The sequence below is a fragment of the Micromonospora sp. LOL_013 genome (assembly GCF_048060315.1).
Classification (GTDB): Bacteria; Actinomycetota; Actinomycetes; order Mycobacteriales; family Micromonosporaceae; genus Micromonospora_E.
In genome coordinates this window covers 41,829-68,436 of the sequence record NZ_JBHMIQ010000021.1, presented here as the reverse complement: position 1 = coordinate 68,436, position 26,608 = coordinate 41,829, and the positions used below count along the sequence as shown (strand labels likewise).

General features: G+C 72.2%; 28 protein-coding genes. 14 read left to right on the top strand and 14 right to left on the bottom strand.

The window, feature by feature from the left end:
• The first annotated feature begins 66 nt into the window (after positions 1-66).
• Positions 67-2,847, top strand: a complete 2,781-nt coding sequence (locus ACFHWS_RS15820) for an ATP-binding protein (RefSeq protein WP_416556243.1) — start codon at positions 67-69, stop codon at positions 2,845-2,847.
• Between the two features lie 67 nt (positions 2,848-2,914).
• Here the strand turns inward: ACFHWS_RS15820 and ACFHWS_RS15815 are convergent, their stop codons facing one another.
• Both ACFHWS_RS15815 and ACFHWS_RS15810 read right to left on the bottom strand, forming a co-directional pair.
• Positions 2,915-3,445 carry a phospholipase gene (locus tag ACFHWS_RS15815; protein ID WP_416556242.1) on the bottom strand — a complete coding sequence of 177 codons (531 nt, stop codon included), beginning with the start codon at positions 3,443-3,445 and terminating at the stop codon, positions 2,915-2,917.
• A 255-nt stretch (positions 3,446-3,700) separates the two neighbouring features.
• On the bottom strand, positions 3,701-3,859 hold the full coding sequence (locus tag ACFHWS_RS15810) for a hypothetical protein (RefSeq protein WP_416556241.1): 159 nt from the start codon (positions 3,857-3,859) through the stop codon (positions 3,701-3,703).
• Positions 3,860-4,195: 336 nt separating this feature from the next.
• Here ACFHWS_RS15810 and ACFHWS_RS15805 point away from each other — a divergent pair, with 336 nt between their 5' ends.
• A complete protein-coding gene (locus tag ACFHWS_RS15805) occupies positions 4,196-5,215 on the top strand; it encodes a potassium channel family protein (RefSeq protein ID WP_416556240.1) in 1,020 nt (339 codons plus the stop codon).
• A 22-nt stretch (positions 5,216-5,237) separates the two neighbouring features.
• On the opposite strand, the gene ACFHWS_RS15800 is transcribed toward ACFHWS_RS15805, so the two are convergent.
• Both ACFHWS_RS15800 and ACFHWS_RS15795 read right to left on the bottom strand, forming a co-directional pair.
• Positions 5,238-6,302, bottom strand: coding sequence for a 2-oxoacid:ferredoxin oxidoreductase subunit beta (locus tag ACFHWS_RS15800; protein WP_416556239.1), 1,065 nt, complete (start codon positions 6,300-6,302; stop codon positions 5,238-5,240).
• On the bottom strand, positions 6,295-8,142 hold the full coding sequence (locus tag ACFHWS_RS15795; RefSeq protein ID WP_416556238.1) for a 2-oxoacid:acceptor oxidoreductase subunit alpha: 1,848 nt from the start codon (positions 8,140-8,142) through the stop codon (positions 6,295-6,297). Before ACFHWS_RS15795 ends, ACFHWS_RS15800 begins: the two co-directional genes overlap by 8 nt.
• Positions 8,143-8,467: 325 nt before the next feature.
• On the opposite strand from ACFHWS_RS15795, the gene ACFHWS_RS15790 reads away from it, so the two are divergent.
• Positions 8,468-8,845, top strand: a complete 378-nt coding sequence (locus ACFHWS_RS15790; RefSeq protein ID WP_278171611.1) for an NADH-quinone oxidoreductase subunit A — start codon at positions 8,468-8,470, stop codon at positions 8,843-8,845.
• A gap of 34 nt (positions 8,846-8,879) precedes the next feature.
• Here ACFHWS_RS15790 and folP read toward each other — a convergent pair whose 3' ends face one another.
• Complete coding sequence (folP, locus tag ACFHWS_RS15785; RefSeq protein ID WP_416556237.1) at positions 8,880-9,749, bottom strand: dihydropteroate synthase; 870 nt, start codon at positions 9,747-9,749, stop codon at positions 8,880-8,882.
• A gap of 166 nt (positions 9,750-9,915) precedes the next feature.
• On the opposite strand from folP, the gene ACFHWS_RS15780 reads away from it, so the two are divergent.
• From ACFHWS_RS15780 to ACFHWS_RS15765, 4 genes are read left to right on the top strand one after another with little or no spacing between them, the layout of a single operon-like run.
• Positions 9,916-10,470, top strand: coding sequence for a DivIVA domain-containing protein (locus ACFHWS_RS15780; protein ID WP_416568436.1), 555 nt, complete (start codon positions 9,916-9,918; stop codon positions 10,468-10,470).
• Entirely contained in the window at positions 10,467-10,952 is a 486-nt protein-coding gene (locus ACFHWS_RS15775) for an SRPBCC family protein (RefSeq protein ID WP_416556235.1), read from the top strand. Before ACFHWS_RS15780 ends, ACFHWS_RS15775 begins: the two co-directional genes overlap by 4 nt.
• Complete coding sequence (locus ACFHWS_RS15770; RefSeq protein ID WP_416568435.1) at positions 10,949-11,551, top strand: DNA-3-methyladenine glycosylase I; 603 nt, start codon at positions 10,949-10,951, stop codon at positions 11,549-11,551. The genes ACFHWS_RS15775 and ACFHWS_RS15770 overlap by 4 nt, the downstream gene beginning before the upstream one ends.
• 32 nt (positions 11,552-11,583) lie before the next feature.
• A complete protein-coding gene (locus tag ACFHWS_RS15765) occupies positions 11,584-12,210 on the top strand; it encodes a hypothetical protein (RefSeq protein ID WP_416556233.1) in 627 nt (208 codons plus the stop codon).
• A 52-nt stretch (positions 12,211-12,262) separates the two neighbouring features.
• On the opposite strand, the gene ACFHWS_RS15760 is transcribed toward ACFHWS_RS15765, so the two are convergent.
• Entirely contained in the window at positions 12,263-13,054 is a 792-nt protein-coding gene (locus ACFHWS_RS15760) for an enoyl-CoA hydratase-related protein (RefSeq protein ID WP_416556232.1), read from the bottom strand.
• A 48-nt stretch (positions 13,055-13,102) separates the two neighbouring features.
• A complete protein-coding gene (locus tag ACFHWS_RS15755) occupies positions 13,103-13,915 on the bottom strand; it encodes a PaaX family transcriptional regulator C-terminal domain-containing protein (RefSeq protein ID WP_416556231.1) in 813 nt (270 codons plus the stop codon).
• A 190-nt stretch (positions 13,916-14,105) separates the two neighbouring features.
• Here ACFHWS_RS15755 and ACFHWS_RS15750 point away from each other — a divergent pair, with 190 nt between their 5' ends.
• Together ACFHWS_RS15750 and ACFHWS_RS15745 are read left to right on the top strand one after the other, a co-directional pair.
• Complete coding sequence (locus tag ACFHWS_RS15750) at positions 14,106-14,273, top strand: DUF3117 domain-containing protein (protein WP_007455245.1); 168 nt, start codon at positions 14,106-14,108, stop codon at positions 14,271-14,273.
• A 240-nt stretch (positions 14,274-14,513) separates the two neighbouring features.
• On the top strand, positions 14,514-15,962 hold the full coding sequence (locus ACFHWS_RS15745; protein ID WP_416556285.1) for a leucyl aminopeptidase family protein: 1,449 nt from the start codon (positions 14,514-14,516) through the stop codon (positions 15,960-15,962).
• A gap of 14 nt (positions 15,963-15,976) precedes the next feature.
• Here the strand turns inward: ACFHWS_RS15745 and ACFHWS_RS15740 are convergent, their stop codons facing one another.
• On the bottom strand, positions 15,977-16,597 hold the full coding sequence (locus ACFHWS_RS15740; protein ID WP_416556230.1) for an O-methyltransferase: 621 nt from the start codon (positions 16,595-16,597) through the stop codon (positions 15,977-15,979).
• 236 nt (positions 16,598-16,833) lie between these two features.
• Here ACFHWS_RS15740 and ACFHWS_RS15735 point away from each other — a divergent pair, with 236 nt between their 5' ends.
• Together ACFHWS_RS15735 and ACFHWS_RS15730 are read left to right on the top strand one after the other, a co-directional pair.
• Entirely contained in the window at positions 16,834-18,261 is a 1,428-nt protein-coding gene (locus ACFHWS_RS15735) for a S1C family serine protease (protein ID WP_416568434.1), read from the top strand.
• A 77-nt stretch (positions 18,262-18,338) separates the two neighbouring features.
• Positions 18,339-18,803, top strand: coding sequence for a preprotein translocase subunit TatB (locus ACFHWS_RS15730; protein WP_416556228.1), 465 nt, complete (start codon positions 18,339-18,341; stop codon positions 18,801-18,803).
• Positions 18,804-18,831: 28 nt separating this feature from the next.
• Here the strand turns inward: ACFHWS_RS15730 and ACFHWS_RS15725 are convergent, their stop codons facing one another.
• From ACFHWS_RS15725 to ACFHWS_RS15715, 3 genes are read right to left on the bottom strand one after another with little or no spacing between them, the layout of a single operon-like run.
• Positions 18,832-19,980, bottom strand: a complete 1,149-nt coding sequence (locus ACFHWS_RS15725; RefSeq protein ID WP_416556227.1) for a P-loop NTPase — start codon at positions 19,978-19,980, stop codon at positions 18,832-18,834.
• A 38-nt stretch (positions 19,981-20,018) separates the two neighbouring features.
• A complete protein-coding gene (locus ACFHWS_RS15720; RefSeq protein WP_416556226.1) occupies positions 20,019-20,621 on the bottom strand; it encodes a DUF1003 domain-containing protein in 603 nt (200 codons plus the stop codon).
• On the bottom strand, positions 20,614-21,879 hold the full coding sequence (locus tag ACFHWS_RS15715) for a magnesium transporter MgtE N-terminal domain-containing protein (RefSeq protein WP_278171595.1): 1,266 nt from the start codon (positions 21,877-21,879) through the stop codon (positions 20,614-20,616). The genes ACFHWS_RS15720 and ACFHWS_RS15715 overlap by 8 nt, the downstream gene beginning before the upstream one ends.
• Positions 21,880-21,911: 32 nt before the next feature.
• Here ACFHWS_RS15715 and ACFHWS_RS15710 point away from each other — a divergent pair, with 32 nt between their 5' ends.
• Positions 21,912-22,808 carry a PhzF family phenazine biosynthesis protein gene (locus ACFHWS_RS15710; RefSeq protein WP_416568433.1) on the top strand — a complete coding sequence of 299 codons (897 nt, stop codon included), beginning with the start codon at positions 21,912-21,914 and terminating at the stop codon, positions 22,806-22,808.
• Positions 22,809-22,860: 52 nt separating this feature from the next.
• Here the strand turns inward: ACFHWS_RS15710 and ACFHWS_RS15705 are convergent, their stop codons facing one another.
• The gene (locus ACFHWS_RS15705) at positions 22,861-23,376 is read right to left on the bottom strand and encodes a hypothetical protein (RefSeq protein WP_416568432.1); all 516 of its coding nucleotides are present in this window, start codon (positions 23,374-23,376) and stop codon (positions 22,861-22,863) included.
• 125 nt (positions 23,377-23,501) lie between these two features.
• On the opposite strand from ACFHWS_RS15705, the gene ACFHWS_RS15700 reads away from it, so the two are divergent.
• Positions 23,502-24,458 carry a DMT family transporter gene (locus tag ACFHWS_RS15700; RefSeq protein WP_416556223.1) on the top strand — a complete coding sequence of 319 codons (957 nt, stop codon included), beginning with the start codon at positions 23,502-23,504 and terminating at the stop codon, positions 24,456-24,458.
• 112 nt (positions 24,459-24,570) lie between these two features.
• Here ACFHWS_RS15700 and ACFHWS_RS15695 read toward each other — a convergent pair whose 3' ends face one another.
• A complete protein-coding gene (locus tag ACFHWS_RS15695) occupies positions 24,571-25,032 on the bottom strand; it encodes a DUF4190 domain-containing protein (RefSeq protein WP_416556222.1) in 462 nt (153 codons plus the stop codon).
• Positions 25,033-25,062: 30 nt separating this feature from the next.
• A complete protein-coding gene (locus ACFHWS_RS15690; protein WP_416556221.1) occupies positions 25,063-25,542 on the bottom strand; it encodes a DUF4190 domain-containing protein in 480 nt (159 codons plus the stop codon).
• Positions 25,543-25,653: 111 nt separating this feature from the next.
• Here ACFHWS_RS15690 and ACFHWS_RS15685 point away from each other — a divergent pair, with 111 nt between their 5' ends.
• Positions 25,654-26,604 (top strand): SDR family NAD(P)-dependent oxidoreductase, encoded by a 951-nt coding sequence (locus ACFHWS_RS15685; protein ID WP_416568431.1) that lies wholly within the window; start codon positions 25,654-25,656, stop codon positions 26,602-26,604.
• Positions 26,605-26,608 lie beyond the last annotated feature (4 nt).

Sequence of the window (26,608 nt, the reverse complement as noted above, 5' to 3'; positions counted from 1 at the left end):
GATGAGCTGGGTTGCCGGACTGCGGCAGCATGAACGCGACTTCCCAGCGGGGCGGAGGTTCCACGGGTGTCGGCACCGATCGCACTGCCGAGCGGACTGGTCACCTTCATGTTTACCGACATCGAAGGATCGACGAGGCTGGCCCGACTGCTCGGCCGCGACTACCGCCCGGTGCTCAGCGAACACCGTCGGTTGGTACGGCGCACCTTGTCGGCCAGCGACGGCACGGAGTTGTTCACCGAAGGGGATTCGTTCTTTGTGGCGTTCGCCGACGCGTCCGCCGCACTGGACGCCTGCCGGCGTGCGCAGCGGGCGCTGGCCGCGCACGAGTGGCCGACCCCGGATGTCGCACCCCGGGTGCGGATGGGGCTGCACACCGGGCACGCCGAGCCGGTCGGGGGTGAGTACGCCAGCCCGGAGGTGCACCGCGCGGCGCGGATCGCGGCGGCGGCGCACGGTGGCCAGGTCCTCTGTTCCGCTGCGACCGCCCAGGCCGCCGATCCGTTGCCGGTCGGCGTCTCGCTGCTCGATCTCGGCCTGCACCGGCTGCGCGGGTTCGACGACCGGGAGCGGCTGTTCCAGTTGATCGCCGCCGGGCTGGAGCGCCAGTTCCCCAGACCGCGTACGGCCGACTCGGCCAGCCACAATCTGCCCAATCAGATCAGCTCCTTTGTCGGTCGCCGGATCGAACGCCAGGAGCTGCGCCAGCTGGTCGCCGAACACCGGCTGGTCACCGTGGTGGGTGCCGGCGGTGCCGGCAAGACCCGGCTGGCGATCGAGGTCGCGGTCGACGCCAGCGGTGACGCCGCGCAACCACCGGCCGTGGACCCGGCCAGGGCCGGCCACCCGGACGGGGTGTGGTTCGTCGATGTTGCGACGGTGACCGATCCCGGCCTGGTCGCGTTCGCCGTCGCCGCGGTGTTCGGCCTGCGGCCGGAGCCGGGCCGGCCGATCCTGGACACCGTCGTCGAGTATGCGGCCGCCCGCCGGCTGCTGCTGGTGCTCGACACCTGCGACGCCCAGCCGGCGGCGTGTGCCGAGGTGATCGCCCGGCTGCTCGGCGGTGGCCGGCAGGTCCGGGTGTTGACGACCAGCAGGGAGCCGCTGGGGGTGCCCGGCGAGGTGGTGTGGCGGATACCGCCGATGTCGGCCGAACCGGGGCCGGCCGGCGGCCCCAGCGACGCCGTGGCGCTGTTGCTCGACCGCACGGCGGCGGCCCGGGGCGGTCACCCGCCGGGTCCGACCGAGACCGCCCAGCTGCATCGGGTGGCGGCTCGGCTGGACGGGTTGCCGCTGGCGATCGAGCTCGCCGCCGCCCGGCTTCGGGTGCTCTCCGTCGGGCAGCTCGTGGACCGCCTCGACGATGTCCTGGGGGTGCTGGACGCGGGGCAGGAGGAGCCGGTCGGCGCGCAGCGCCCTGCCGGGCGGCGGCACGGCACACTACAGGCGACGGTCACCTGGTCCTACCGGACGCTGGCCCCCCGGGCGGCCCGCCTGCTGCGCTGGATGTCGGTCTTTGCCGGACCGATCGATCTGGGCACCGTGGAGTGGCTGCTCGAGGATGATCCGCTGGGGCCGTTGGCGGTGCTGGTCGACAAGTCGATGATCCAGGCCGAGCCGGCGGCCGGCGGCACCAGCTACCGGATGCTCGACCCGATCCGGGCGTACGCGGCACGGCGGCTGGTCGAAGCGGGTGAGGAGCAGGCTGCCCGGGACCGGCACGTGGCCTGGGCCCTGCACGCGTTGCAGCGTGCCTACCTGGGCCCGGACGGCAAGCCGGTCACCCTTTCGCTGTACACCCTCGATCCGTTGGCCGACGAGCTGCGGGCCGCGCTTCGGTGGAGCACCACAGGTGGCAGTGCCCGGCGTGGCCTGCAGCTCGCCAGCGGGCTCGACCAGTGGTGGCGCGAACGCGGCCTGGCCCGGGAAGGCCGGCTGTGGCTGTTCCGGCTGTACGGGCGGATCGCCGAGACCGGCGAGGCGATTCCCGAGGCGGAGTTGGCGGCCGCGTACCACATGCATTCGCAGCACGCGGGCGCGGACGGCGAGTTCGGCGAGGAGATGCGGTTTTCGCACCGGGCGGAGGCCGCCGCCCGGCAGGCCGGCGACGCGGGCCTGCTGGCCCGGGTGCTGGCCGGTCGGGGCGCCTCGCTCATCGATCTCGGGCAGTTCGTCGAGGCCGAGCAGGTGTGCCGGCGGGTGATCGACTGGGCGGCGGCGAACGGCGCGGTCGGCGACGCGCTGTTCGCCGTGTACAGCCTGGCCGAGCTGCTCTGCCGGCGAGGGGCGTTGGACGAGGCAGCCGAGGTGCTGGCTACCGCCCGGCCGGCGGAGGCCGCCCGGCCGGCGGAGCGCGGCCGGCGGACCGTGGACATGCTGCTCGGGCTGGTGGCGTTGGGCCGCCGGGACCTGGTCGCCGCGCACGACCATCTGGTGGTGGCGCTGCGCTCCCGGATGCGGTACGGGTTCCACCGGCGGGCCTGCGACACGCTGAACGCGATGGCGGTCCGGTGCGCGCTGGGCGGTGACCCGTCGACCGCTGCCCGCCTGTTCGGTGCCGCTCAGGCGACCCGCTCGGCGCTGCGCAGCACGGCCGGCATGTTCGGCGGCTACTGGGCGCAGGAGCAGGCCAAGGTACGGTCGGCGATCGGCGACAGGGCGTTCGACGCCGGGTACGCGCAGGGTAGCCGGATGAGTCTGGTCGAGGCGGCGGCGTTGGCGCTCGCCGTTGAGCATCCGGACCTGACGACCGTCGCCCGGTGGCTCGCCGACGAGTCCGCTGGCGCGGTCGGTGACGCCGACCCGCTCGGCGGCCGTGGTGACCGGCGGCCGGCCCGGCCGTGGTGACCGGCGGCCGGCCCGGCACTGGGAGAGGGCGGGCCGGCCGGTGCGGCGCGGTGCGGGGCGGTGCCGGTCAATCGGTGCCGGCCAGCCGTGGTCCGGCGGCCCGCAGTTGCCGGGCCCGCTCCAGGTCGGCGGCGGTCACGACCGGCGCGCCGAAGATGCGCACCGCCTGGTAGTACGTCCAGGCCAGGCTCAGGCATGCCGGCCGGACGAAGCTGCTGTAGCGGGCGCACGCCCGCTTGAGGTCCTCGTAGAAGGCGCTGTCCACCCGTGCCTTGTTGGCGGAGAACTGGCCGATCGCCTTGTAGTTGCGGTAGCCGAAGTCGTGCCGGTGGCAGGAGAGCCGGAAGTCGAAGCCGAGCGGGTTGTCCGGGCTGGACGAGCAGTAGTCGGTCGACCAGTCGAACTGGTAGGCGGCCCAGGCTCCCTGGTTGAGCCGGGCCGAGTTCCAGACGCTGTAGCTGCTCGCGCTGGTCTGGGTCCAGCCGGACAGCACTGCGGGCTTGTCAGCGGGCACGGCGGCGGCTGGGCCGGCCGAGCCGAGGGCGGCGGTGAGGCCGAGCAGTGCGGCGGTGAGCAGGGTGGTCAGGCGTCGGGACATCGCGATACCTCCGGTGGACGGTCCGTGGGTGGTGTCGGCGCGCTTGTTACCGGCGGGTCACAAGCGGGTCCACAGTCTCGTGGTATCAGCTAGAGTCGATCCTTAGGTGGCCTGATTGTTTGTCGACCAGTGTGTGAACAGACGAGTCGGCCGGACCGGTCACATCGCCCGGCCGTCTCGGCTGTTCGGCCCTCCCTGCCGTCTGGTCCCCGGCCGCCCGGACGGCCCGTGATCAGCCGCCCGGACGGCCCGTGATCAGCCGACGTCGGTGGCGTCGGCTCGGGTCGCACCGGGCAGCGCGGCGACCCGGACCAGGGCGACCACTCGGCCGAGCCCGCCGCCATCCGTTCCGAGGGAACGTCCGACGATCCACACCCACCGATTGTCGTAATAGACCGACAGATCGGGTCGCATCTGCTGCACCTGGAGTATGAGATTGTGTCCGCCGTACCGCCAGTCGTCCTTGCTGAGTCGTAACACCGTCCCCGGGGCGATCATGGGAATGGCGTTCGGTCGTGGTGGGTGCACAGACTGCTCCGGAAGCTGGCGGATGGATGGCTGCTGGGTGAGCATCGACAACACTGCGTCCCGATGCAATGTCTCTAAGCAAGATTTGAGGCAGCGGGATACGACCGCTTCCGTCCCGGACGCACCTGGCACAAGGTGTTGTCCAGGCGATCAAGATCAGGCGGTACGGAACAGCTATGTTGTGGGCGTGTACGGGGACATGAAGGCGGAGGCGGGCCGGCGGTGATCCACTTTCCCGCCGTACGGCAGGGGCCGCTGCGGGCACTGAGTCTGCGGCTGATGGCGGCGGTCGGACTGGTGCTCGGCGTGGTGGCCGTGGTGTACGCCGACCGCGACGGCTACCGGGACGCCAACGGCGACGGCGTCTCGCTGCTCGACAGCTTCTACTACGCGGTGGTCAGCCTCTCCACCACCGGGTACGGCGACATCGCTCCGGTCACCGAGGCGGCCCGGCTGGTCAACGTCCTGATCATCACGCCCGCCCGAGTGGTCTTCCTGATCATCCTGGTCGGCACCACCCTGGAGGTGCTCACCGAGCAGTACCGGACGAACCTTCGACTGACCCGGTGGAGAAAGAACGTGAAGGACCACGTGATCATCTGCGGCTACGGCACCAAGGGCCGTAGCGCCGTCTCCGCGCTGCTGGAGAACGGCTTCGACAAGCAGCACATCGTCGTCGTGGAGAGCAGCGGGATCGCTCTGCGGCAGGCGACCTCCGCCGGGCTGGTGGCCATCGAAGGATCGGCCACCCGCTCGTCGGTGCTCAACGAGGCGCACGTCAAGCACGCCAAGGCGGTGATCATCGCGACCGACAGCGACGATGCCTCGGTCCTGGTCACGCTGACCGTCCGGCAGTTGACCGCAGGGAAGGTACGGATCATCGCCGCCGCCCGCGAAGCGGAGAACGCGCCGCTGCTACGGCAGAGCGGCGCGCACCATGTCATCGTCTCGTCCGCCACCGCGGGCCGGCTGCTCGGCCTGTCCACGTCGGCGCCGCCGCTGATCGACGTGGTCGAGGATCTGCTCACCCCAGGACAGGGGATGGCGCTGGCGATGCGTTCGGCGAACCGCGACGAGGTGGGCACCTCACCGCGGGAACTGGCCAACCTGGTGATCGCGCTGATCCGGCGCGGCCGAGTGGTGTCGCTCGCCGACCCGGACAGCGTCAAGATCGAGACAGGTGACCTGCTGGTCTATGTCCGCGACGACCGGACCTCGGCCAGCACGCCGTCGATCGGCTGACCGCCGAGCCGACCGGCGCCGGTCAGTTGATCGACCAGGTGTCGCCGCTGCGCAGCAGCCCGGCAAACTGCTCCTCCGGGGTGCCCTCGGCCGCTGCCCGGGCCTGCTCGACCTGGGTCTGGATCAAGCTGTCGTAGCTGGGCCGGGACACGCTGCGAAACACCCCGATGGGCGTGTTGCGCAGATCGGCGGCGGGCAGCCGGGACAGCGCGAACGCGTAGGCGGGCTCGGCGATCGTGGCGTCGTGCACCACGATCTGCTCGGCCGGCACCGACGCGGTCTCGCGGACCTCCAGCCCGAAACCGCCGGGCGGGTGGACCACGCAGAACTGCCCGTCGGCCCCGAACGTGATCGGCTTGCCGTGCTCCAGCCGGATCAGGTAGTCGTCCCGGGTCGCCGGCTCCTTCAACTGCTCGAACGCGCCGTCGTTGAAGATGTTGCAGTTCTGGTAGATCTCCACGAACGCCGAACCCTGGTGCTCGGCGGCGGCACGCAGCACCGACTGCAGATGCTTACGGTCGGAGTCGATGGTCCGAGCGACGAACGTCGCCTCGGCGCCAAGGGCGAGCGACAGCGGGTTGAACGGCGAGTCGGCCGAGCCGACCGGCGTCGACTTGGTGATCTTGCCCAGCTCCGACGTCGGCGAGTACTGCCCCTTGGTCAGCCCGTAGATCCGGTTGTTGAACAGCAGGATCTTGAGGTTGACGTTGCGGCGCAGCGCGTGGATCAGGTGGTTGCCGCCGATCGACAACGCGTCACCGTCCCCGGTCACCACCCAGACCGACAGGTCCGGGCGGGACACCGACAGGCCGGTGGCGATCGCCGGCGCCCGGCCGTGGATGGAGTGCATGCCGTACGTGTTCATGTAGTACGGGAAGCGCGACGAGCAGCCGATGCCGGAGACAAAGACGATCCGCTCCCGGGGCATGTTCAGCTCCGGCATGAATGACTGCACCGCGGCGAGGATCGCGTAGTCACCGCACCCGGGGCACCAGCGCACCTCCTGGTCGGACTTGAAGTCCTTAGCGGTGAGCTTGACCGCCACCGGCGTACCGCCGGGGCGTCCGTTGCGGGCGGGCTCAGACATTCTTCACGACCTCTTCCAGCATGGTTTCCAGCTCCGTGGCGGTGAACGGCAGGCCACGGACCTGGTTGTAACCGATCGCGTCGACCAGGTAACGGGCCCGGATCACGTGGGCCAGTTGACCGAGGTTCATCTCCGGAATCACTACCCGGTCGTAGTTGCGCAGCACCTCGCCGAGGTTGGCCGGCAGCGGTGCCAGGTGCCGCAGATGCGCCTGGGCGACCGACAGGCCACGCTGGCGCAACGCCCGGCAAGCGGCACCGATCGGCCCGTACGTCGACCCCCAGCCGAGCACCAGCGTTCGGGCGTCGCCGTTCGGGTCCTCCACCTCGACGTCCGGCACCGGGATCGCGTCGATGCGGGCCTGCCTGGTCCGCACCATGAAGTCGTGATTCGCCGGGTCGTAGGAGATGTCGCCGGTGCGGTCGGCCTTCTCCAGACCGCCGATGCGGTGCTCCAGGCCGGGGGTGCCGGGGATCGCCCACGGCCGGGCCAGCGTCTGCGGGTCGCGCAGGTACGGCAGGAAGGTCTTGCCGTCGTCGTCGTTGGCCTCGGTGGCGAACTCGACCCGCAGGTCGGGCAGGGAGTCGACCTCGGGCAGCAGCCACGGCTCGGAACCGTTGGCCACGTAGTTGTCGGACAGCAGCAGCACCGGGGTGCGGTAGGTGAGTGCGATCCGGGCCGCCTCGATGGCGGCGTGGAAGCAGTCCGACGGCGACCGCGGCGCGATCACCGCGACCGGTGCCTCGCCGTGCCGGCCGAACAGCGCCATGTTCAGGTCGGCCTGCTCGGTCTTGGTCGGCATGCCGGTAGACGGCCCGGCCCGCTGCACATCGACGATCACCAGCGGCAGCTCCAACGCGACGGCGAGCGAGATGGTCTCGCCCTTGAGCGCCACGCCGGGCCCGGAGGTGGTGGTGACGCCGAGGGCGCCGCCGTACGCCGCGCCGAGCGCCGCGCCGACCGCGGCGATCTCGTCCTCGGCCTGCATGGTGACCACACCGAACCGCTTGTGCTTGCTCAACTCGTGCAGGATGTCCGAGGCCGGTGTGATCGGGTAGGCGCCGAGGAAGATCGGCAGCTTGGCCCGGACCCCGGCGGCCACCAGCCCCAGCGACAGCGCCGCGTTGCCGGTGATGTTGCGGTACGTGCCCGGGCGCATCCGGGCCGGGTTGACCTCATAGCGTACCGAGAAGTCCTCGGTGGTCTCGCCGAAGTTCCAGCCGGCCTTGAACGCGGCGATGTTCGCTGCTACCAGGTCCGGACGCTTGGCGAACTTGCGCTCCAGGAACCGGATGGTGGACTCGTACGGCCGGGAGTACATCCACGAGAGCAGCCCCAGCGCGAACATGTTCTTTGCCCGTTCGGCGTCCTTCTTCGAAACGGACAACTCGGCGAGCGCGCCGATGGTCATCGAGGTCAGCGCCACCGGATGTACGGCGTACCCGTCGAGCGAGCCGTCCTCCAGCGGGCTGGCGGCGTATCCGACCTTGGCGAGGTTGCGCCGGGTGAACTCGTCGGTGTTGACGATGATGTCCGCGCCGCGCGGCAGGTCGCCGAGGTTCGCCTTCAGCGCCGCCGGGTTCATGGCGACCAGGACGTTCGGCGAGTCACCGGGAGTGAGGATGTCGTAGTCGGCGAAATGCACCTGGAAGCTGGACACCCCGGGCAGGGTGCCGGCGGGGGCCCGGATCTCGGCCGGGAAGTTCGGCAACGTGGAGATGTCGTTGCCGAGCTGCGCGGTCTCCGAGGTGAACCGGTCGCCGGTCAGCTGCATGCCGTCACCGGAGTCGCCAGCGAAACGGATGACCACCCGATCCAGTTGACGGACCTGCTTGGTCACGTGAGCTGACCTCCTCGATTCCTGCCGGCGGCGTGGATCGCCGGCTGTGCTGGGGCGGTTGCCGGCGTCCTGCGGCTGTTGCCGGCCGTGGCGCTGTCGTTGCCCGGTGCCACGATGGGTGTCCCGGTAAGGGCGTCCTAACCATGGTGACACTCTGAGGGAAGCCTACGTCGGATCGGGTCGGATACCCGGCTCGGGTCCGCCCGGTGGGACTGGAATCACCCAACGGTCGCGGGGCGGTGACGCCGGTCTCCGCCGGTCGTCCGAGCCGGCCCGGACGACCGGACGACCGGACGGTCGGCTGTCGGACGGTAGGCTGTCGGACATGCAGGGCTACCTCGGCTCGTACGCGACGTTGGGGCTGTTGCTGCTGGTCGGCGTCGCCTTCTTCACCGTCGGCTACGGCGCCAACCGGTTGCTGCGGCCGGGGCAGCCGGCCGACCCGGTCGGCAAACGGGCCAGCTACGAGTGCGGCCTCGACCCGGTGGGCGGCGACTGGGCCCAGGCGCAGATCCGCTACTACGTGTACGCGTTTCTGTACGTGCTCTTCGCGGTGGAGGCGGTCTTCCTCTTCCCCTGGGCGGTGATCTTCGACCGGCCGGGGTTCGGCCCGGTCACCGTCGCTGAGATGGGCGTCTTCGTGGCGGTCCTGGCGCTGGGCATCCTCTACGCCTGGCGCAAGAACGTGCTCCGCTGGACCTGACCGCGACCTGACCTGCACCCGTACCCGAACCCGGTCAGGCCAACGCCCGGCGGGACACCGCCGGCGGGCGGTCGCCCCGGATCGACGCCACCATGTCCAGCGCTCGCCGGGTCGCCGCCACCTGGTGCGCCCGGAACACCCGGGCACCCAACCAGGCGGAGACCGCCGTCGCCGCCAGGGTGCCCTCCAGCCGCTGGTCGACCGGCAGATCCAGGGTCTCGCCGATGAAATCCTTGTTCGAGAGGGCGACCAGGACCGGCCAGCCGGTGTCGACCAGTTCGGCGAGCCGCCGGGTGACCTCCAGCGAGTGCCGGGTGTTCTTGCCGAAGTCATGCGCCGGGTCGATCAGGATGCCGTCCGGTCGTACCCCGAGACCGACCGCGCGCTCGGCAAGGCCGGTCACGGTGCCTACCACGTCGGCCACCACGTCGTCGAACGCGGCCCGGTGCGGTCGGGTGCGCGGCGTGGTCCCACCGGTGTGCGAGCAGATCAGCCCCGCCCCGGTCGCCGCCGCGACCTCGGCGAGCCGGGGGTCGGCACCGGCCCAGGTGTCGTTGAGCAGGTCGGCGCCGGCCGCGACCGCCTCACTGGCCACCTCGGCCCGCCAGGTGTCGATCGAGATGACCAGATCCGGGAAGGCAGCCCGGACCGTCGCGATCGTGCCGACCGTACGGTCGATCTCCTCGGCCACGTCGACGGCGGTCCCGGGCCCGGCCTTCACCCCGCCGATGTCGACGATGTCCGCACCGGCGTCGACCGCGGCGGCGACCGCGTGCAGCGCGGCGTCCGCGGCGAAGGTCGCGCCGCGGTCGAAGAACGAATCGGGCGTACGGTTGACGATCGCCATCACCGCGAGGTCCCCGGGTGCCAGGGACCGTCGGCCGAGCCGCAGCGTACGCCCCATCCGTGCCTCCGATCCCGTCCCGCCTGCCAGGAGGCTAGCCGGCTGCGGTACGCCGACTGCCGGCGGTCGCCGCAAGCGGCGGTCACCGGGGCGGGAGAGCCCGCCGCCGACCGACGACGCGCCGCAGGGGGTCGCCCTCGCCGTGCCGGCATGCCACGATTCGGTCATGGATCAGTTTCTCCTCGTTCTGGTCGCCGCGTTGACCGTCGCCGCAGTCGTCTTCGGGGTCACCGTGCTCGTCACCGGCAACGATCCGGGGCTGGTCCCGGTCGAGCCGGACGGGCGGGCGGTCCCGCTGCCCGGCACCCGGCCGTTGCTGGAGCACGACGTCAGTCAGGTCCGGTTCGACACCGCGCTGCGCGGGTACCGGATGGCGCAGGTCGACCAGGCACTGCGCCGGGCGGCGTACGACATCGGGTACAAGGACGAGTTGATCGAGGTGCTGCAGGCCGAGGTGGCCGCGCTGCGGGAGGGGCGTACCGAGGACGCCGACCAGTTGCGGCGGGCCCGGGACGCGGCCCTCGTGCCGGCCGCCGACCTGGCGGGGAACCCGGTGGCCGGTACGTCCGCGACCGAGTCCGGGCCTGCCGACGGGTCGGAGTCCGGGCCTGCCGACGGGTCGGAGTCCGGGCCTGCCGACGGGTCGGAGTCCGCCCTGTCGCCCACGGCCGACGCAGCCGCCGGGCCGGAGGTCCGCCCGGCGGACGGTGCTGCCAGGTGAGTGGTCCGAACGAGGCTGCCGCCGGCACCCCCGGAGCCGGAGAGGTGACCGCGACGGTCATCATCCGGGCCCCGGCCGAACGGGTCTTCGCCGCCTTCACCGCCTGGGAGCGGCAGTCCGAGTGGATTCCCTTCACCGACGTGAAGGTCGTCTCGGGCGACGGCGGCGAGGGCAGCCTGATCGCGGCGGTCACCGCGGTCGGCCCGGTGGCGTTGCGCGACGAGATGCGGGTCGTCCGGGTCGACGCTCCCTACGAGGTCCGGGTGGTGCACTGCGGCACCCTGCTGCGTGGCCCGGGGGTGCTGCGCTGTACCCAGATGGACCACGACCGCACCCAGGTCGTCTGGCACGAGTGGTTCCACCTGCCCGGCGGCGCCGCGGGCCGAATGGCCTGGCCGTTGCTCTGGCCCGGATCCAAGGTGAGCCTGACCCAGGCGTTGAAGAAGTTCGGCCGGCTGGTCGAGACCGGGGCACTGCCGTGACCGGGCTGAGCGTCGGGGCGGACGGCCTGGCCCGGTGCGGCTGGAGCGCCGGCTCGGCGGACTACCGCCGGTATCACGACCAGGAGTGGGGTCGACCGGTCCGCGACGACGACGCGCTGTACGAACGACTGACCCTGGAGGCATTTCAGTCCGGTCTGTCCTGGCTGACGATCCTGCGCAAGCGGGAGGCGTTCAGGGCTGCCTTCGACGGTTTCCGGATCGAAAAGGTCGCCGGGTTCGGCCCGGCCGACGTCGAGCGGCTGCTCGCCGACGCCGGCATCGTCCGCAACCGGGCCAAGATCGAGGCCGCCGTGTCGAACGCGCGGGCCGTGCTCGACCTGCCCACCGATCTGTCCGAGCTGCTCTGGCGACACGCCCCGCCGCCCCGGTCCGCCCGGCTCGCCTCGATGGACCAGGTGCCAGCGGTCACCGCCGAGTCGACCGTGCTGGCCCGGTCGCTCAAACGACACGGCCTCCGGTTTGTCGGACCCACCACCGCGTACGCGTTGATGCAGGCGACAGGGATGGTCGACGACCATGTCGCTGGCTGCCACGTGCCGCCGTCGACGCGGCCCGGCGGTCCGGTCGTGGTCCGGTGATCCGCCGCCCCGCGTCGTGATGAGATAGGAGCATGCGCGAGACCAGCCAGCTCGACGATCAGCCCGCGACGCCCGGCCCGGCCCGGCCCGGCACCGGTGCCTGGGCGGTGGTCATCCCGGCCCAGCGCTACGAGGCGGAGCGGCTGTTCCACCACGACACCCTGGAGGTGACCGGCCTCGACGGTGACCCCCGGCCGCCGTACGGCGCGCCAGTGCTGGTCGTCACCGACGGTGACCCCCGGTTCGTCGTCGCGCTCGGCCGGATCGGTGGCGCCGGCGGCGGCGTCGAGGGCGGGGAGACCCGGGCGGCCGAGCCCGAACCGCTGGTGGTGCACTACACCTGCCGGGCCTTTGACGAGCCGGTGCCGGCGGCCGCCCTGCGGCTGACCGGGGCGGTGACCCCGGTGGACGTGACCACCTACCGGTCGTTGGCCAGCCGGCTCTCCCCGGCCGGTGATCGTCGTGCCTGGCTGGTCAGCCTCGATCTGCCGATCGAGGCACCGACGGCGGCGGAGGCGGTCCGGCTGTTCTGGTCGTACGTGCGTGAGCTCGGCCCCCGCGAACTGCCGGCCTTCGTCTGTCCGAGCGGCAACGAGCTGGCCATGCAGGCGTTCGTGCTCGGTGCCGAGGCCAACCAGGACCCGGAGGAGGACGACTGACGGCTGTGGCCCGGTCAGCGGGCACGCGGCTCCTGGTCAGGCCGTGCCGGCTTCAGTGCCCGTCGAACACCGGCCGCTGCTTGGCGACGAACGCCGCTGTCGCCTGCCGGTGGTCGGTGGTGGCACCACAGATCGACTGGGCCTGCGTCTCCGCAGCCAGCGCGTCGGCCAGCGAACCGGAAGCGCCGATGGACAGCGCCCGCTTGATCGCCCCGTACGCGACGGTCGGCCCGGCCGCCAACCGTTCGGCGAGTTCGTGGGCTACCGGCAGAATCTGCTCGTCGTCGTCGACCAGTTGGTTGAGCAGCCCGATCCGGTGCGCCTCGGCGGCCGGCACCGGCTGTGCCAGCAGCAGCAGTTCGGTCGCCCTCGGGTAGCCGACCAGCCGGGGCAACGCCCACGAGGCGCCGGTGTCCATCGCCAGCCCGACGTTGGCGAACGCCATCAGGAAGCTGGTCCGTGGCCCGCCGATCCGCAGATCGGCCAGCATGGCCAGTGAGGCGCCGGCACCGGCCGCCGCGCCGCGGACCGCGGCGACCACCGGCTTGGACAGCCCGGCCAGCCGGGTGGCGATCGGGTTGTAGTGCTCCCGTACGGTGTCGAGCGGCTCAGCCGTCTCGGATTCCAGCGTCTCGACGTGTTCGCGCAGATCCTGCCCCACGCAGAAGGCCCGTCCGGCGCCGGTCAGCAGCACCGCCCGGCAGCCGGGGTCGGTCTCCACCTCGGCCAGCGCGTCGCGCAGCGCCTCCTTGAGCTCGACGTTCAGCGAGTTGAGCGAGTCAGGTCGGTTCAGGGTCAACGTGACGACCGCACCCCGACGGTCGACGATCAGTGCCTCGGTCACCTCGGACGCCCCTTTCGTTAGGCTGGCTGGAGTTTGCGTCGGTGCGGCTCAGCGCGGGCCGCCGTCGCGCTGGCCGAGCTCCAGGCACTTGTCGACGTACCGGTCGGCGGCCGGGCGCAGCCGGGTGGCGTGCCGGTCGAAGAAGGTCGCCGCGCTCGTCCCAGGCCAGCGTTCCGGCAAAAGCGCCGGGGGGAGTTGCGGATCCCGGAACAGAAACCCGCGCCAGGCGTGGACCAACTGGAACCGGGCGGCGTACGCCTGCTCGTCGTCACTGCGTACGGTCACCTTGGCCAACTGTGGTCGCTGCCCGGCGACGAACCGCTCGTAGGCCTGTCCGATCTCGGTCAGATCCCAGGCGCGGCGGACCAGCGCGGCGGCCCCGGCGGTGCCGGCGGCGTGCGCGGCGGTGAACCGCTCGAACCGTACGCCGGCCTCGGTCAGCATGCCGTCGACCTCGCCGGCGGCCCGGGTAGCCACCCAGGTGTGCTCGTCCAACATCCCGTAGCCGAGGTAGCTCAGGTTGGCGCCCAGCCGTCGCCGCTCCCGCCGACCGCCGGGTGGGTCGAGCACCAGCAGGTCGAACTTGCCGTCCCAGCTGATTCTGCCGGTGCGGTAGATTCGGGCGGCCGCCTCGTCCAGCCGTCGGGCGGCTTTCGGGGTCAGCAGATAGCCCGGGCCAGCGGCCAGCCGAGACGGTTGCAGCCATCCCTGCCGGACCATCCGGGAGACGGCGGTGCGTACGGCGGGCGGCGCGATCCCGAGTGGGGCCAGCAGCTTGACCAGGGCAGCAACGGGCGCGCGACCACCCCGTAGCCGAAGATGGTCACCGAACAGGTCGAAGAGCGCCGACCGTGCCTGCATGACCGCACATTGTGACAGCCCGCTTCAAGATAAGCTAGACGCTGTCACAGCATTGTGGCCTCGGTTTGGGTCCGGCGGTGTTCATCAGGGAAAATCGTTGGTCGGCACCGTGGCAGTGGGATGCGGTGAGACTTACGAGGTGGCTGGGGTGCTCCCCAGCGGCCCTGGGGCAAGTCTGAGGGGAGACAACATGGCGGCGATGAAGCCGCGGACGGGCGACGGTCCGCTGGAGGTCACCAAGGAGGGCCGGGGCATCGTCATGCGGGTTCCGCTGGAGGGTGGGGGTCGACTCGTCGTCGAGATGACACCGGACGAGGCCAACGCGCTCGGTGATGCGCTGAAGGCCGCTGCAGGCTGATCGAGCCGGACCCGGGGGCGACGCTGGCCCACGGGCCGACATAGCGACGGTTGACGAGTCCGCCGACCCGGCCCCCGCCGGGTCGGCGGACTCGGTACGCCGTGGGCAGCACCCAATCTCGTACCTGGAGGTAACCCCGGCGTGTTCGCCATCCGTCTGCTGGCGGAGACCACCGCCGCCGGCACCATCGTCCTGCCCGTCGAGCCGGACCCCGGGTCGGCCGGCGCACGGCTCGGACCACTGCCCGACCAGTTGGCGCTCGACGGCGACCGCGCGGAGCTCGCCGAGTCGGCCGCCGCGTTGCTGACCCGTACCGGGCACGACGGCAGCGCCGGCGAGATGCGAGTCCTGCACCGGCCCCGGCACTCGCCGTACCAGGTGATTCTGGTCGGGATCGGCGTGGCAGACGAGGCCGGCTGGCGGGCGGCGGGCGCGGCCGTTGGCGGGCTGCTGCGCCGGGCCGTCGCCGCCGGGCCGGTCGCCGCCCAACCGGTCGCCGGGCCGTGCCTGGCCGCCATACCACCGCCGGCGGGCCCCGCGGCGATCCGCGGGTTCGCCGAAGGTTGCTGGCTGGCCGGCTACCGGTTCACTGCGCCGGGCGGGTCCCTACCGGCCGCAGACACCGACGAGGCGCACGACAGGCTGCCCGTGGTGCTGCTCGCCCATCCGCCCACCCGGGCGGCCGAACAGGCGTTGCGGTACGCCCGGGCGACCGCCGCCGCCACCTGCCTGGCCCGGGACCTGACCAACATGCCGTCCTCGGTCAAGAACCCGGCCTGGTTCGCCGAGCAGGTCGCCGCCGCGACGGCCGACCGGTCCGGGCTGACCGTCTCGGTACGCGGCCCGGCGGAACTGGCCGCCGAGGGGTTCGGCGCGCTGCTGGCGGTCGGCGGCGGTTCGGCGGCGGGCCCCCGCCTGGTGGAGATCGACTGGTCCCCGCCGCACGCCGGGCGGCACGTGGTGCTCGCCGGCAAGGGCATCACGTTCGACACCGGCGGGATCTCGCTCAAGCCGGTGGACGGGATGAAGCTGATGCGCAAGGACATGGGCGGGGCCGCCGCGGTGGTGGCCACCGCCGTCGCCGCCGCCGACCTGGATCTGCCGGTCCGGCTGACCGTGCTGGTTCCGCTCGCCGAGAACATGGTCAGCGGGGCGGCGTTCCGCCCGGGTGACGTGGTGCGGCACTACGGCGGGCGGACCAGCGAGACCACCAACTCCGACGCCGAGGGCCGGCTGGTGCTGGCCGACGCGATCAGCTATGCGGTCAGCAGGTTCACCCCGGACTATCTGGTCGACCTGGCCACCCTCACCGGCGCGAACGCCATCGCCCTGGGCCGGCGTACCGCCGCGCTGTACAGCGAGGACGACGACCTGGCCCGAGCACTGCTCGACGCCTCGGCAGCGGCCGGCGAGGGGGCGTGGCGGATGCCGCTGCACGCCGACTACGTCGAGTACCTGGGTAGCGAGATCGCCGACCTGTTCAGCGCCCCGGACCGGGGGGCCGGCTCGGTGGTGGCCGCGCTCTACCTGCGCGAGTTCACCGGGCCATTGCGCGACCGCTGGGCACACTACGACATGTCCGCCCCGGCCTGGTCCGACGACGACCACGCCGAGCTGACCCGGGGCGCAACCGGCTGGGGGGTCCGGACGTTGGTGCGCTGGCTGACCGCGCTCGACCCGGCGGCATGACGGCCGGTCGCAGGTCAGCGCCGTACCGCCGCCAGCAGCCCGTCGCCGGCCGGCAGCAGCGCCGGCACCCACTCCTCGGCTTCCCGGATCGACTTGACCAGTTCGCGGATGGCGACCGTGTCGGGGTCGCGCGCCGCCGGGTCGCCGATCCGGCCACCGGCAAGCGCGCCGTGTACCGCCAGGATGCCGCCGGGGCGCAGCAGCCGCAGCGCCGCGTCGACGATCGCGCCGAACTCGGCGCTGTCGCCGTCGACGAAGACCATGTCGTACACCGAGTCGGCCAGCCGGGGGAGCACGTCGAGCGCCCGGCCGGTGATGATCCGGGTCCGCGACGTCGGGTAGCCGGCCTCGACGAAGATCCGCCGGGCCATCCGCTGGTGCTCGTTTTCCACGTCAATCGTGGTCAGTACCCCGTCGGGGCGCATCCCGCGCAGCAGCCACACGCCGCTTACCCCGGTCCCGGTGCCGATCTCGACGACAGCGCGTGCATTGCCGGCAGCGGCGAGCAGCCGCAGCGTTGCGCCGGCGTCCGGCGAGACCGGGCGCAGCCCGACCTCCTCGGCCAGGCTACGGGCGGTACGCAGCACCAGGTCCTCGGCGGCGTACCCGGTGACGAACTGGAGGGCCTGGGGCACCGTCCAGGCAGGGGGTCGGGTGACCGGGTGGATGGAGCACCTCCAGCGGGGGGTCGGGCGGCGGTTGCCGGTACGAGCCTAGAGCGCCGCTGGTCGGCCGGCTGGGCGGGCACCGGGGCACCCCGCTCTTCGGCGACCTCTGAATGTTCTTCGATTATCCGTGCAATCCTGGACGCGGAGCGATGTCGCCGATCGGACCGGTGCCGTCGTGCTGGGGGATGGACTGGGAGGCAACCGTGACCGACGGCGGAAACTGGCGCCAGGCCGACGGGATCGCACCGCCGGGGCACCAGCCGCCGGCCGGCGGGTGGGCCGGGCTGCACGGCCCCGCACCGGCTCCGCCGTACCCACCGGTGGCCGGTCCGCCGCCCTACCCGCCGTCGTACGGTCCTTCGGTACCGGTGCACCGACCGCCGGCCGGTTCGCCGTCGTACGGCCCCTCTGCGCCGCCGTCGCCGTGGTGGTCGGACGCGCTGCGGGATCCCTGGCGTGATCCGTACGCGCCGGCTGCAGTGGTGGTCGACGTCCCGCCGGGTGCTGCCGGCACCGGCGATGGTCCGGAACCGGTCGTCGAACCGAAGCCGGCGGTACGCCGTGGGTTCATGCCGTACGTGGTCGTGTCGGTGATCGCCGCACTGCTCGCCGGAAGCCTCGGCGGTGCCCTGGGGTTCGCCTTTGCGGTCCGGGGCGGCGTGGCCGGTGCCGGGACCGTGCTCGGCGGCGCGCCGGCCGATCCGCCCGGGGCGGCGCAGCGGCCGGCCGACTCGCTGGCCGGGGTGGCCCAACGGGTCCTGCCGAGCGTGGTGACCGTGCAGGTGAGCGGGCCGGGTGGGCAGAGCGTCGGCTCCGGCTTCGTCGCCACCGCCGACGGCTATGTGATCACCAACGACCACGTGGTCGGGGTGGGGGCCGAGGAGGCGATGGTGCTGTTCAACGACGGCTCGACCGCGCGAGCCTCGATCGTCGGCCAGGAGCCGGAATCGGACGTGGCGGTGATCAAGGTCGACCGGACCGGGCTGACGCCGGTCGAGTTCGGCGACTCCGAGGCGATCGCGGTCGGCGATCCGGTGCTTGCCTTCGGCTCGCCGCTCGCGTTGACCAACACGGTCACCTCGGGGATCGTCAGCGCTCTCGACCGCACCATCCAGGCCGGTGAGCCCGGCGGCCAGGTGCGTTACTACGCGGCGATCCAGACCGATGCGGCGGTGAACCAGGGCAACTCGGGCGGTCCGCTGGTGGACGCCGCCGGCCGGGTGATCGGTGTCAACTCGGTTATCAAGTCGCTGGCCGCCGACGAGGAGACGGCCGGCAACATCGGTCTCGCCTTTGCCATCCCGATCAACCACGCGAAGCGGATCACCCAGGAGATCATCGACACCGGCACGGCCCGGCGGACGATCTTCGGTGCTCAGGTGACCGACGCTGCCCGTACCCCCGGTGCCGGTGTCCGGCTCAGTGAGGTGGTCGACGGCGGGCCGGCGGACGTCGCCGGCCTGCAGGCCGGCGACGTGGTGCTGCGGATCGACGGTCGGCCTCTGGACCAGGCGACCGACCTGATCGCGTTGGTGCGCAAGTACGCCCCCGGGGCGGTCGTGACGGTCGACTACCGCCGGGGCAGCGAGGCCAGGTCGGCCTCGGTGACCCTGGCCGCCGACGCCAAGTAACACCCGGTCGGCCCTCCCGGACCGGCTGCTGACGTGCGTACCCTTGCCTTCGACGGCGGCACAGGGAGGCCCGGCGCATGTTCGACAACCTGAACTGGTGGGAGATCGGTCTGCTCCTGCTGCTCGCTTTGTTGATCTTCGGTGACCGGTTACCGCAGGTCATCTCCGACGGCCTGCGGATGCTGCGCAATCTGCGCAACATGGCCCGCAACGCGACCTCCGACCTCGGCCGCGAACTGGGCACCGACATCCAGCTCGAGGATCTGCACCCCAAGGCGTTCATCCGCAAGCACCTGCTCAGCGAGGAGGACGAGGCCGCGCTGCGCAAGCCGTTGCAGGGCGTCTACGACGACCTGCGTTCCGACGTCAGCGGGGTCCGCGACGAGCTGCGTGAGGTCGCCGACGCGGCCGATCTGAAGTCCGCCGCGAAGCCGACGACGGTGACCGGTGGCGCCAGCAGGTCAGCTGTCCCGACCGGCCCGGCCGCCGAGACCAGCCCGGCCGCCGTCCCGCCCAAGCCGTTGGACGCCGACGCCACCTGACGGTTATCAGCCGGACGCCACCTGACGGTCAGCCGGCGGACGGTCGCAGGCCCAAGGGCTTGCCCAGCAGCGACTCGCGGCGGACCGCGAGCCGGTCGGCGACCGCGTCGAGCGCCCGGGCCGCCGGGGCCGGGGGATCGGCCAGCACGATCGGGGTGCCGCGGTCACCGGTCTCCCGTACCCGGGTGTCCAGCGGAATCTGGCCGAGCAGCGGCACCTGGGCGCCGACGGTGCGGGTCAGCGACTCGGCGACAGTGCCGCCGCCGCCGCTGCCGAAAATCTCCATCCGCTCTCCGGTGGGCAGCTCCAGCCAGGACATGTTCTCGACCACGCCGACCAGCCGCTGGTGGGTTTGCAGAGCGATGGCGCCGGCCCGTTCGGCCACCTCAGCGGCGGCCGCCTGCGGCGTGGTCACCACCAGGATCTCGGCGTTGGGCAGCAGCTGGGCCAGGGAGATCGCCACGTCCCCGGTGCCCGGCGGCAGGTCCAGCAGCAGCACGTCCAGGTCGCCCCAGTAAACGTCGGCGAGGAACTGCTGCAGCGCCCGGTGCAGCATCGGCCCACGCCAGACCACCGCCGCGTTGCCGGCGGTGAACATGCCGATCGAGATGACCTTCACGCCGTGCGACTGCGGCGGCATGATCATTTCCTCGACCCGGGTCGGCCGTCCCTCCGCACCGAGCATCCGGGGCACCGAATGTCCGTAGATGTCGGCGTCGATCACCCCGACCGACAGCCCGCGCGCGGCGAGCGCGGCCGCCAAATTCACCGTCACGCTGGACTTGCCGACCCCACCCTTGCCGCTGGCCACCGCGTACACCCGGGTGCGGGACCCGGGCTGGGCGAACGGGATGACCGGTTCGGCGCCGGCGGAACCGCCGCGCAGCTGCTCCTGCAGCGACTTGCGCTGCTCCGGGCTCATCACCCCGAAGTCGACGTCCACCCCGGTGACGCCGGGCACCCGGGTCACCGCCTCGGTGATGTCGGTGCGAAGTTTGTCCTTCAACGGGCAGCCGGCGACCGTCAGCAACAGCTCGACCCGTACCCGGCCGGCGGCGTCGACCGTCGCGGAGCGCACCATGCCGAGCTCGGTGATGGGGCGGCGGATCTCCGGGTCGTTGACCGTGGCCAGGGCGGCGTTGATGGCATCGTTGACGGTGCTGGTCGGTGCGGACATGCTCGCCATGCTACGTCGCGTGTGCAGGTCACCGCCGATCACTGTCCGGGCGGCCGCGGTCCCTTCGACGGCAGGTCCGGTCGGCTGTCCGGCAGGTCCGGTCGGCTGTCCGGCGGCTGAGGCCCCTCCACCGGGCGGCGGTCCAGCCGGTGCCGGCGGTACGCCTGCTCGTCGAGCTCCTCGGCCAGCCGGCTCAGCTCCGACCGCAGGAAGTCCCGGGTGGCCACCTCACCGACCGCCACCCGCAGCGACGCGATCTCCCGGGCCAGGTACTCGGTGTCCGCCTTCTGCATCGCGGCCCGCCGCCGGTCCTCGTCCAGGGAGAGCCGGTCCCGGTCCGCCTGCCGGTTCTGCGCGAGCAGGATCAGCGGCGCCGCGTACGACGCCTGCACCGACAGCAACAGGGTCAGGAACGTGAAGGTGTACGGGTCGAAGCGCAGACTCGCCGGGGCGAGGGTGTTCCAGGCGATCCAGCCGACCACCGCCACGGTCATGTAGACGAGGAACCGGGCGGTACCCATGAACCGGGCGATCGCCTCGGCCCACTGTCCGAACGCCTCCGGGTCGTAGCGGGGCAGCGAGATCCGTCCCGGTTCGCGGGGCTGGTCCAGCCGGCCGGTGCTCCGGCGCAGGTCAGCCATGCCCGTCCCCACCCTCCAGCGGTGTGTCCCGGTCCCGCCAGTCCGGCGGCAGCGAGTGGTCCAGCACGTCGTCCACGGTCACCGCGCCGACCAGCCGGTTCGCCGGATCGACCACCGGCATCGCGACCAGGTCGTAGGTGGCCATCCGGCGGGTGATCTCCAACAGCGGAGTCTCCGGCTGCAACGGGTCGATACCGCTGTCCACCACTCCGCCGAGCAGCTCCGCCGGCGGCTCCCGCAGCAGCCGCTGGAAGTGCACCACACCCAGGTACTTACCGGTCGGGGTGGCCATCGGCGCCCGCGCGACGAAGACCTGGGCGGCGATCGCCGGCGGCAGCTGCGGCTCCCGGATCCGGGCCAGCGCCTCGGCGACCGTGGCGTCCGGGGTCAGGATGACCGGCTCGGAGGTCATCACGCTACCGGCGGTTCCCGCCTGGTACTGCAGCAGCTGGCGTACCGAGTCAGCTTCGTCCGGCTCCATCAGGTCCAGCAGCACGTCCTGCTCCGGTGGCGGCAACTCGGCCAACAGATCCGCCGCGTCGTCCGGGTCCATCTCCTCCAGCACGTCGGCGGCGCGTTCCCGGTCCAGGGCGGTCAGGATCGACACCTGGTCGTGTTCGGGCAGCTCCTCCAGCACGTCGGCGAGCCGTTCGTCGTCCAGCGCCGCGGCGATCTCCTGCCGTCGGCTGTCCGGCAGATCCTGCAGAGCGTTCGCCAGGTCCGCCGCGCGCATCTGGTCGAGTACGGAGAGCAGCCCGGCCGTGCCCTGGGTGTCCGGCAGCCCGATCAGCCCGCGCACCCGGTGCCAGTCGAGCTGGTGCAGGTGACCGCGTCGGGTCAGCCGTCCGGTGATCTCCCGGACCGCGACCCGGGTCAACGACCACTCGCCGACCCGGTTCGCCTCCATGGCGACGTCCACCACCGAACCGGGCTGGTCCTCGGGATCGAACCGGACCCGCCGGTCCAGCAGGTCCTCCAGCACCAGCAACTCGTTCGGCCGTTTCTCGAACCGCCGCAGGTTCAAAGTGCCGGTGCTGAGCAGCACCGACTCCGGGTCGATCGCGGTCACCCGGCCCATCGGAAGGAAGATCCGCCGACGCATCGGCATTTCCGCTACCAGTCCGACCACCTGAGGTGGCCGGTTGGTGGTTCGCAGCCGTACCACCGCGTCCCGGACCCGCCCGACCTGGTCGCCGTTGGGGTCGAAGACGGCGAGCCCGGCAAGCCGGGCGACGTACACCCTGGTCGCCGTAGTCACGGCCACAGCGTACGGGCCGTAGGGTTTGTTCCATGTCCAGCCTCGGGTACGAGATCGTCGACGTCTTCACCGACCGGCCGTTCACCGGGAATCCGCTCGCCGTGGTGTTCGGTGCCGATGCGCTGGCCGTCGACCAGATGCAGTCGATCGCGCGGGAGTTCAACCTGTCCGAGACGGTGTTCGTCCTACCGCCCGGCACCCCGGACGCCAGCTACCGGGTGAGGATCTTCACACCGGAGCAGGAACTACCGTTCGCCGGGCATCCGAGCATCGGTGCGGCGGTCACCGCCGGCCGGCGAGGTCTGGTGAAAGCCGGGATGGTGACCCAGCAGTGCGGCGCCGGGTTGCTACCGGTCGAGCTGACCGAGCACGGGTACGCCACACTGCGCGGCGGCGAGCCGACTCTCGGGACACCGGTCGACCCGGCCCCGCTGCTGGCTGCGGTCGGCCTGACCGCGCAGGACCACGCCGGTCCGGCACCCCGCCGGGCCGGCTCCGGTCTGGAGTTCGACTACCTGTGCGTACGTCCCGATGCTCTGGCCCGGGCCAGGCTGGACGCGGCGGCTGCGGCCCGGGGCGGCGTCGGGATGGTCAGCGTGCTCACCTGGACGATGGCCGGCTCCCCGGCGGGGGAGCCGGAGCGGTCGACGGCGCACTGCCGGGTCTTCTGCCCGGGAGCCGGGGTGACCGAGGACCCGGCTACCGGGTCCGCCGCCCTCGGCCTCGGCGTCTGGGCAGTGGGCAGCGGTCTGCTGCCGGCCAACGGTCAGTCACGGTATCTCGTCCGGCAGGGGGCCGAGCTGGGCCGCCCATCGATGTTGGACTGTACGGTGACCGCGCTGGGCGGCCGGGCGCGGAGCGCGACCGTCGCCGGTCAGGTGGTGCCGATAGCCAGCGGGCAGATCGCCGTACCGCCGTTTGTCGGCTGACCGTCGACCCGGCGCGGGCCGCCCGGTTGTCCGGATCGCGGCCTGGCGTGCTTCAGCGTCGGCGGACCCGGTGCAGGCGGAACGGACGACGGGTCGGCCGGGTGACCGTGCTGGGGCGGGGCGGCGCGGCGAGCGATCCGTCCGGCAGTGACGCACCGGCCGCCACCGGCGGACCGGCCGGGGTCAGGCGGTACAGCTGGCACTCGTCGGCCCACCGCCGCACCAGGTCGGCCGGGTTGCCCGGGGCGTTCAGCCGCTTGGCGGCCACCTGGGCCGCGATCGACTCCCAGCCGGGGTCGGCCGGCTCGATCAAGGTCACCTCAGCGGGCCAGGACACGATCCGGCCGCCGTGATCGCCCCGCAGCGTCACCGTCGCCGGTACGCCGGCCGCCAGCCCGGCGGCGGACTGCTCGCCGGTACCGGTCACCACGTGCAACGAGCCGTCGGCCGGCACGCACCACAGGGCGCGGGCGGGCGCGCCGTCGACCGAGACCCACGCGACCGCGGCCTTTTTACCGGCTTCGTCAACCAGTGGGGCGGGCCCGCCGGTTTCTGCTGGGTCGGTCATGTCGACCATCCTGCCGTAGTCCCGGCGCGGTGTCGCGCCGGAGCCGGTCCGCAAGGTGACGCGGTGGCCGGTCGACGCGGTCCCGGTGCATGGACCCGGTCGGTGGTCTGTGAGGATCAGACCCCGTGTCCTCCGGTGCCCACCCCTCCGGTCCGGGCGGCCGGGGTGAGCTGCTCGCCACCGGTGCCACCGCGATCGCCGTACTCGCCGTGTCCACCTCGGCGCCGCTGATCGCCTTCGCCGCCGCGCCCGCCCTCGCCGTCGCCTTCTGGCGCAACGTGCTGGCCACCGGTGCGGTCGCGCCCTTCGTACTGGCCCGGCGCAGGCCCGAGTTGCGGGTGCTGGCCCGACCGGGCGGCCGTAGCCAGGCCGGCTGGAGCGCGTTGGCCGGTGTCGCGCTCGCCGCGCACTTCGGTACCTGGATGCCGAGCGCACAGCTCACCTCGGTGGCGACCGCAACCGCGCTGGTCGCCACCCAGCCGGTCTGGCAGGGCCTGATCGCCCTGGCTCAGGGCCGGCGACTGCCACTGATCACCTGGGGCGGGATCGGTCTCGCGGTGCTCGGCGCGGTGCTCGCCACCGGGGCCGACGTCGGGTTCGACGCGCAGGCGGTCCTCGGTGACCTGCTGGCCCTGGCCGGGGCGGTCTTCGCCGCCTGCTACACCGCGCTCGGCGAGCAGGCCCGGCAGACGATCAGCACCACCACGTACACCACGATCTGTTACGGGGTCTGCGCCGGCGTGCTGCTCGTGGTCTGCCTGGCTGGCGGGATCCAACTGACCGGGTTCCCCGGCTCGGCCTGGTTGGCGGTCCTCGGCCTGGTGGTCGGTGCCCAACTGCTCGGCCATTCGATGTTCAGCTACGCCCTGCACAAGATCCCCGCGACCACCGTCAGTGTGCTCATCCTGCTGGAGGTGCCCGGTGCCGCGCTGATCGCCTGGCTGTGGTTGGGCCAGGTGCCCCGTACCGCCGTGTTGCCCGGGCTCGGGCTGTTGCTGGTCGGTGTCGCGGTGGTCGTTCTCGGTGGGACCCGCAGCCGCACGCCGCCGCCGCTGCCGCCGGAGGCCGGTCCACCGGCCTGACCCGGACCTCGCCCGCGCACCGCCCTGCCCGACGGCGCGGCCGTCTGACCGGGCGGTGCGCCGATGGACCGCTGTCTGACCGGATCGCTGCCCGACGGCGCGGCCGCCAAGCTCAGAAGCCGGCCGTGGTGCTGTTGAGCATGGTGATGATGAATCCGAAGTAGACCACCATGAACAGTGCCATCAGCACCCCGAAGCCGACCCCGCACCAGCCGATGATCACGCCGGCCTGGGCGAGCCCGTCGCCCTGCTGGCCGGTCCGGCGAATCTCGTCGCGGGCCCGGCGCCCGAGGTAGACCGCGACCCCACCGAGTAGCGGGCAGCTGAACAGGCTGACCAGCGACACGATGAACGACGCGAGTGCCATGCTGTTCGTCGGTTGCGGCGCGGCGTAGCCGTACGGGTACCCGCCGTACTGGTATCCGCCGGCCGGATTGCCCGGTGGCGGGTACTGGCCCGGCGGCGGTAGCTCGCCGAGTGGCGGTTGTCCGCTGGCCGGTGCCGGCCCGGCGCCGGCCGACGGGGACTGCGGTGATGGCGGGCGGATCTGGCCGCCGGCGTCTGGCTCCTTCACCCGGATCTCCTTCTGTGGGCCCGGCTGCTGCTAGCTCTGGCTGATGCTGGCTGCGATCGCGATCGTGACGAGAACCGCCCCGGCCAGCCCGAGACCGAAGGCGATCCAGCCGGTGATCACCCCGGCCAGTGCCATCCCGTCGCCCTGCTCCGGACGACCCTGTTCGGTTGCGGTGCGGATCTGATGCCGGGCGGAGTGCCCGAGCAACGCGCCGACGATGCCGATCAATCCGGGCACCAGGTAGCCGCACAGTCCGACGATGCCGAGGACGCCGAGGACCAGCGCGGCGATCGCCCGGCCGTTCATCGGCATCGGGGCGGGCGGCGGATACGGGTAGCCCGGCGCGGCGTACCCGGCTGGCGGGTAGCCGGGCGCCGGGTAGCCGGCCGGCGACTGGCCGGGTACGCCGTACCCGGCCAGCTGCTGGCCGGGCGCCGGGTAGCCGGCCGGCGGCTGGTGGCTCGGCCAGGACGGATCGCTCCAGTTGCCCGGCTGCTGGGGTTGGCTCATCGGCGGTGGTCTCTCTGCGGGAGGGTTCGCCCGATCAGAGTAGTCGGTACTGGCGAACTGCTCACGGGCAGCGTCGTTGCCCGCGACGGCACCAGCAGGCAGGATCAGCCCATGGTTTCTGACGTACGAGCCGTGGTCGGCAGCGCTGGACAGGACGCCGGCCCAAACCAGTCCCCGGTCGCTACCCCGCGCCCCGGACCGGATCAGCGGTCAACCGCCGTCCCGTCCAGTCCGGACCGGGACGGAACCGATACGGACCGGACGGCTCCGGACCGGGCGGCCGGGCCGGCACCCGAGCTCGGCACGTTTCGTCTGGACGGCCGGGTCGCACTGGTGACCGGTGCCGGCAGCTCGGACGGGATCGGCTACGCCACGGCCCGAAGGCTCGGCGAGCTCGGTGCCCGGGTGGCGATCGTCTCCACCACGCGGCGGATCCACGAGCGGGCGGCGGAGCTCAGCGCGACCGGGTTCGTCGCGGACCTGACCGACGAGGCCGAGGTCGGCGCGTTGGCGGACGCAGTGTCCGAACAGTTGGGCGACGTGGAGGTACTGGTCAACAACGCAGGACTGGCCAGTCGGGCCAGCCCGGAGGTGCTGCGGCCGGTGGCCCAGCTCACCTTCGAGGAGTGGCGGGCGGAGATCGACCGCAACCTCACCACCGCGTTCCTGTGCAGCCGGGCCTTCATCGGTGGGATGTCGGAGCGTGGCTGGGGCCGGATCGTCAACCTGGCAGCCACCGCCGGGCCGGTCAACGCACTGCCCACCGAGGCGGGGTACGCGGCCGCGAAGGCCGGCGTGGTCGGGCTCACCCGGGCGCTGGCGATGGAGATGGTGGCCGACGGCGTGACCGTCAACGCGGTCGCACCGGGCACGATCTACACGGCCGCGTCGACGGTCACCGAGCTCAAGCAGGGCATGGGTACGCCGATCGGCCGTCCCGGCGCCCCAGACGAGGTGGCCGCCGCCATCGCCTTCTTCTGCTCGCCGGCCGCCTCCTACATCACCGGCCAGATGCTCGTCGTCGACGGTGGCAACAGCGTTCGGGAGGCCGAGTACCGCTGATCGG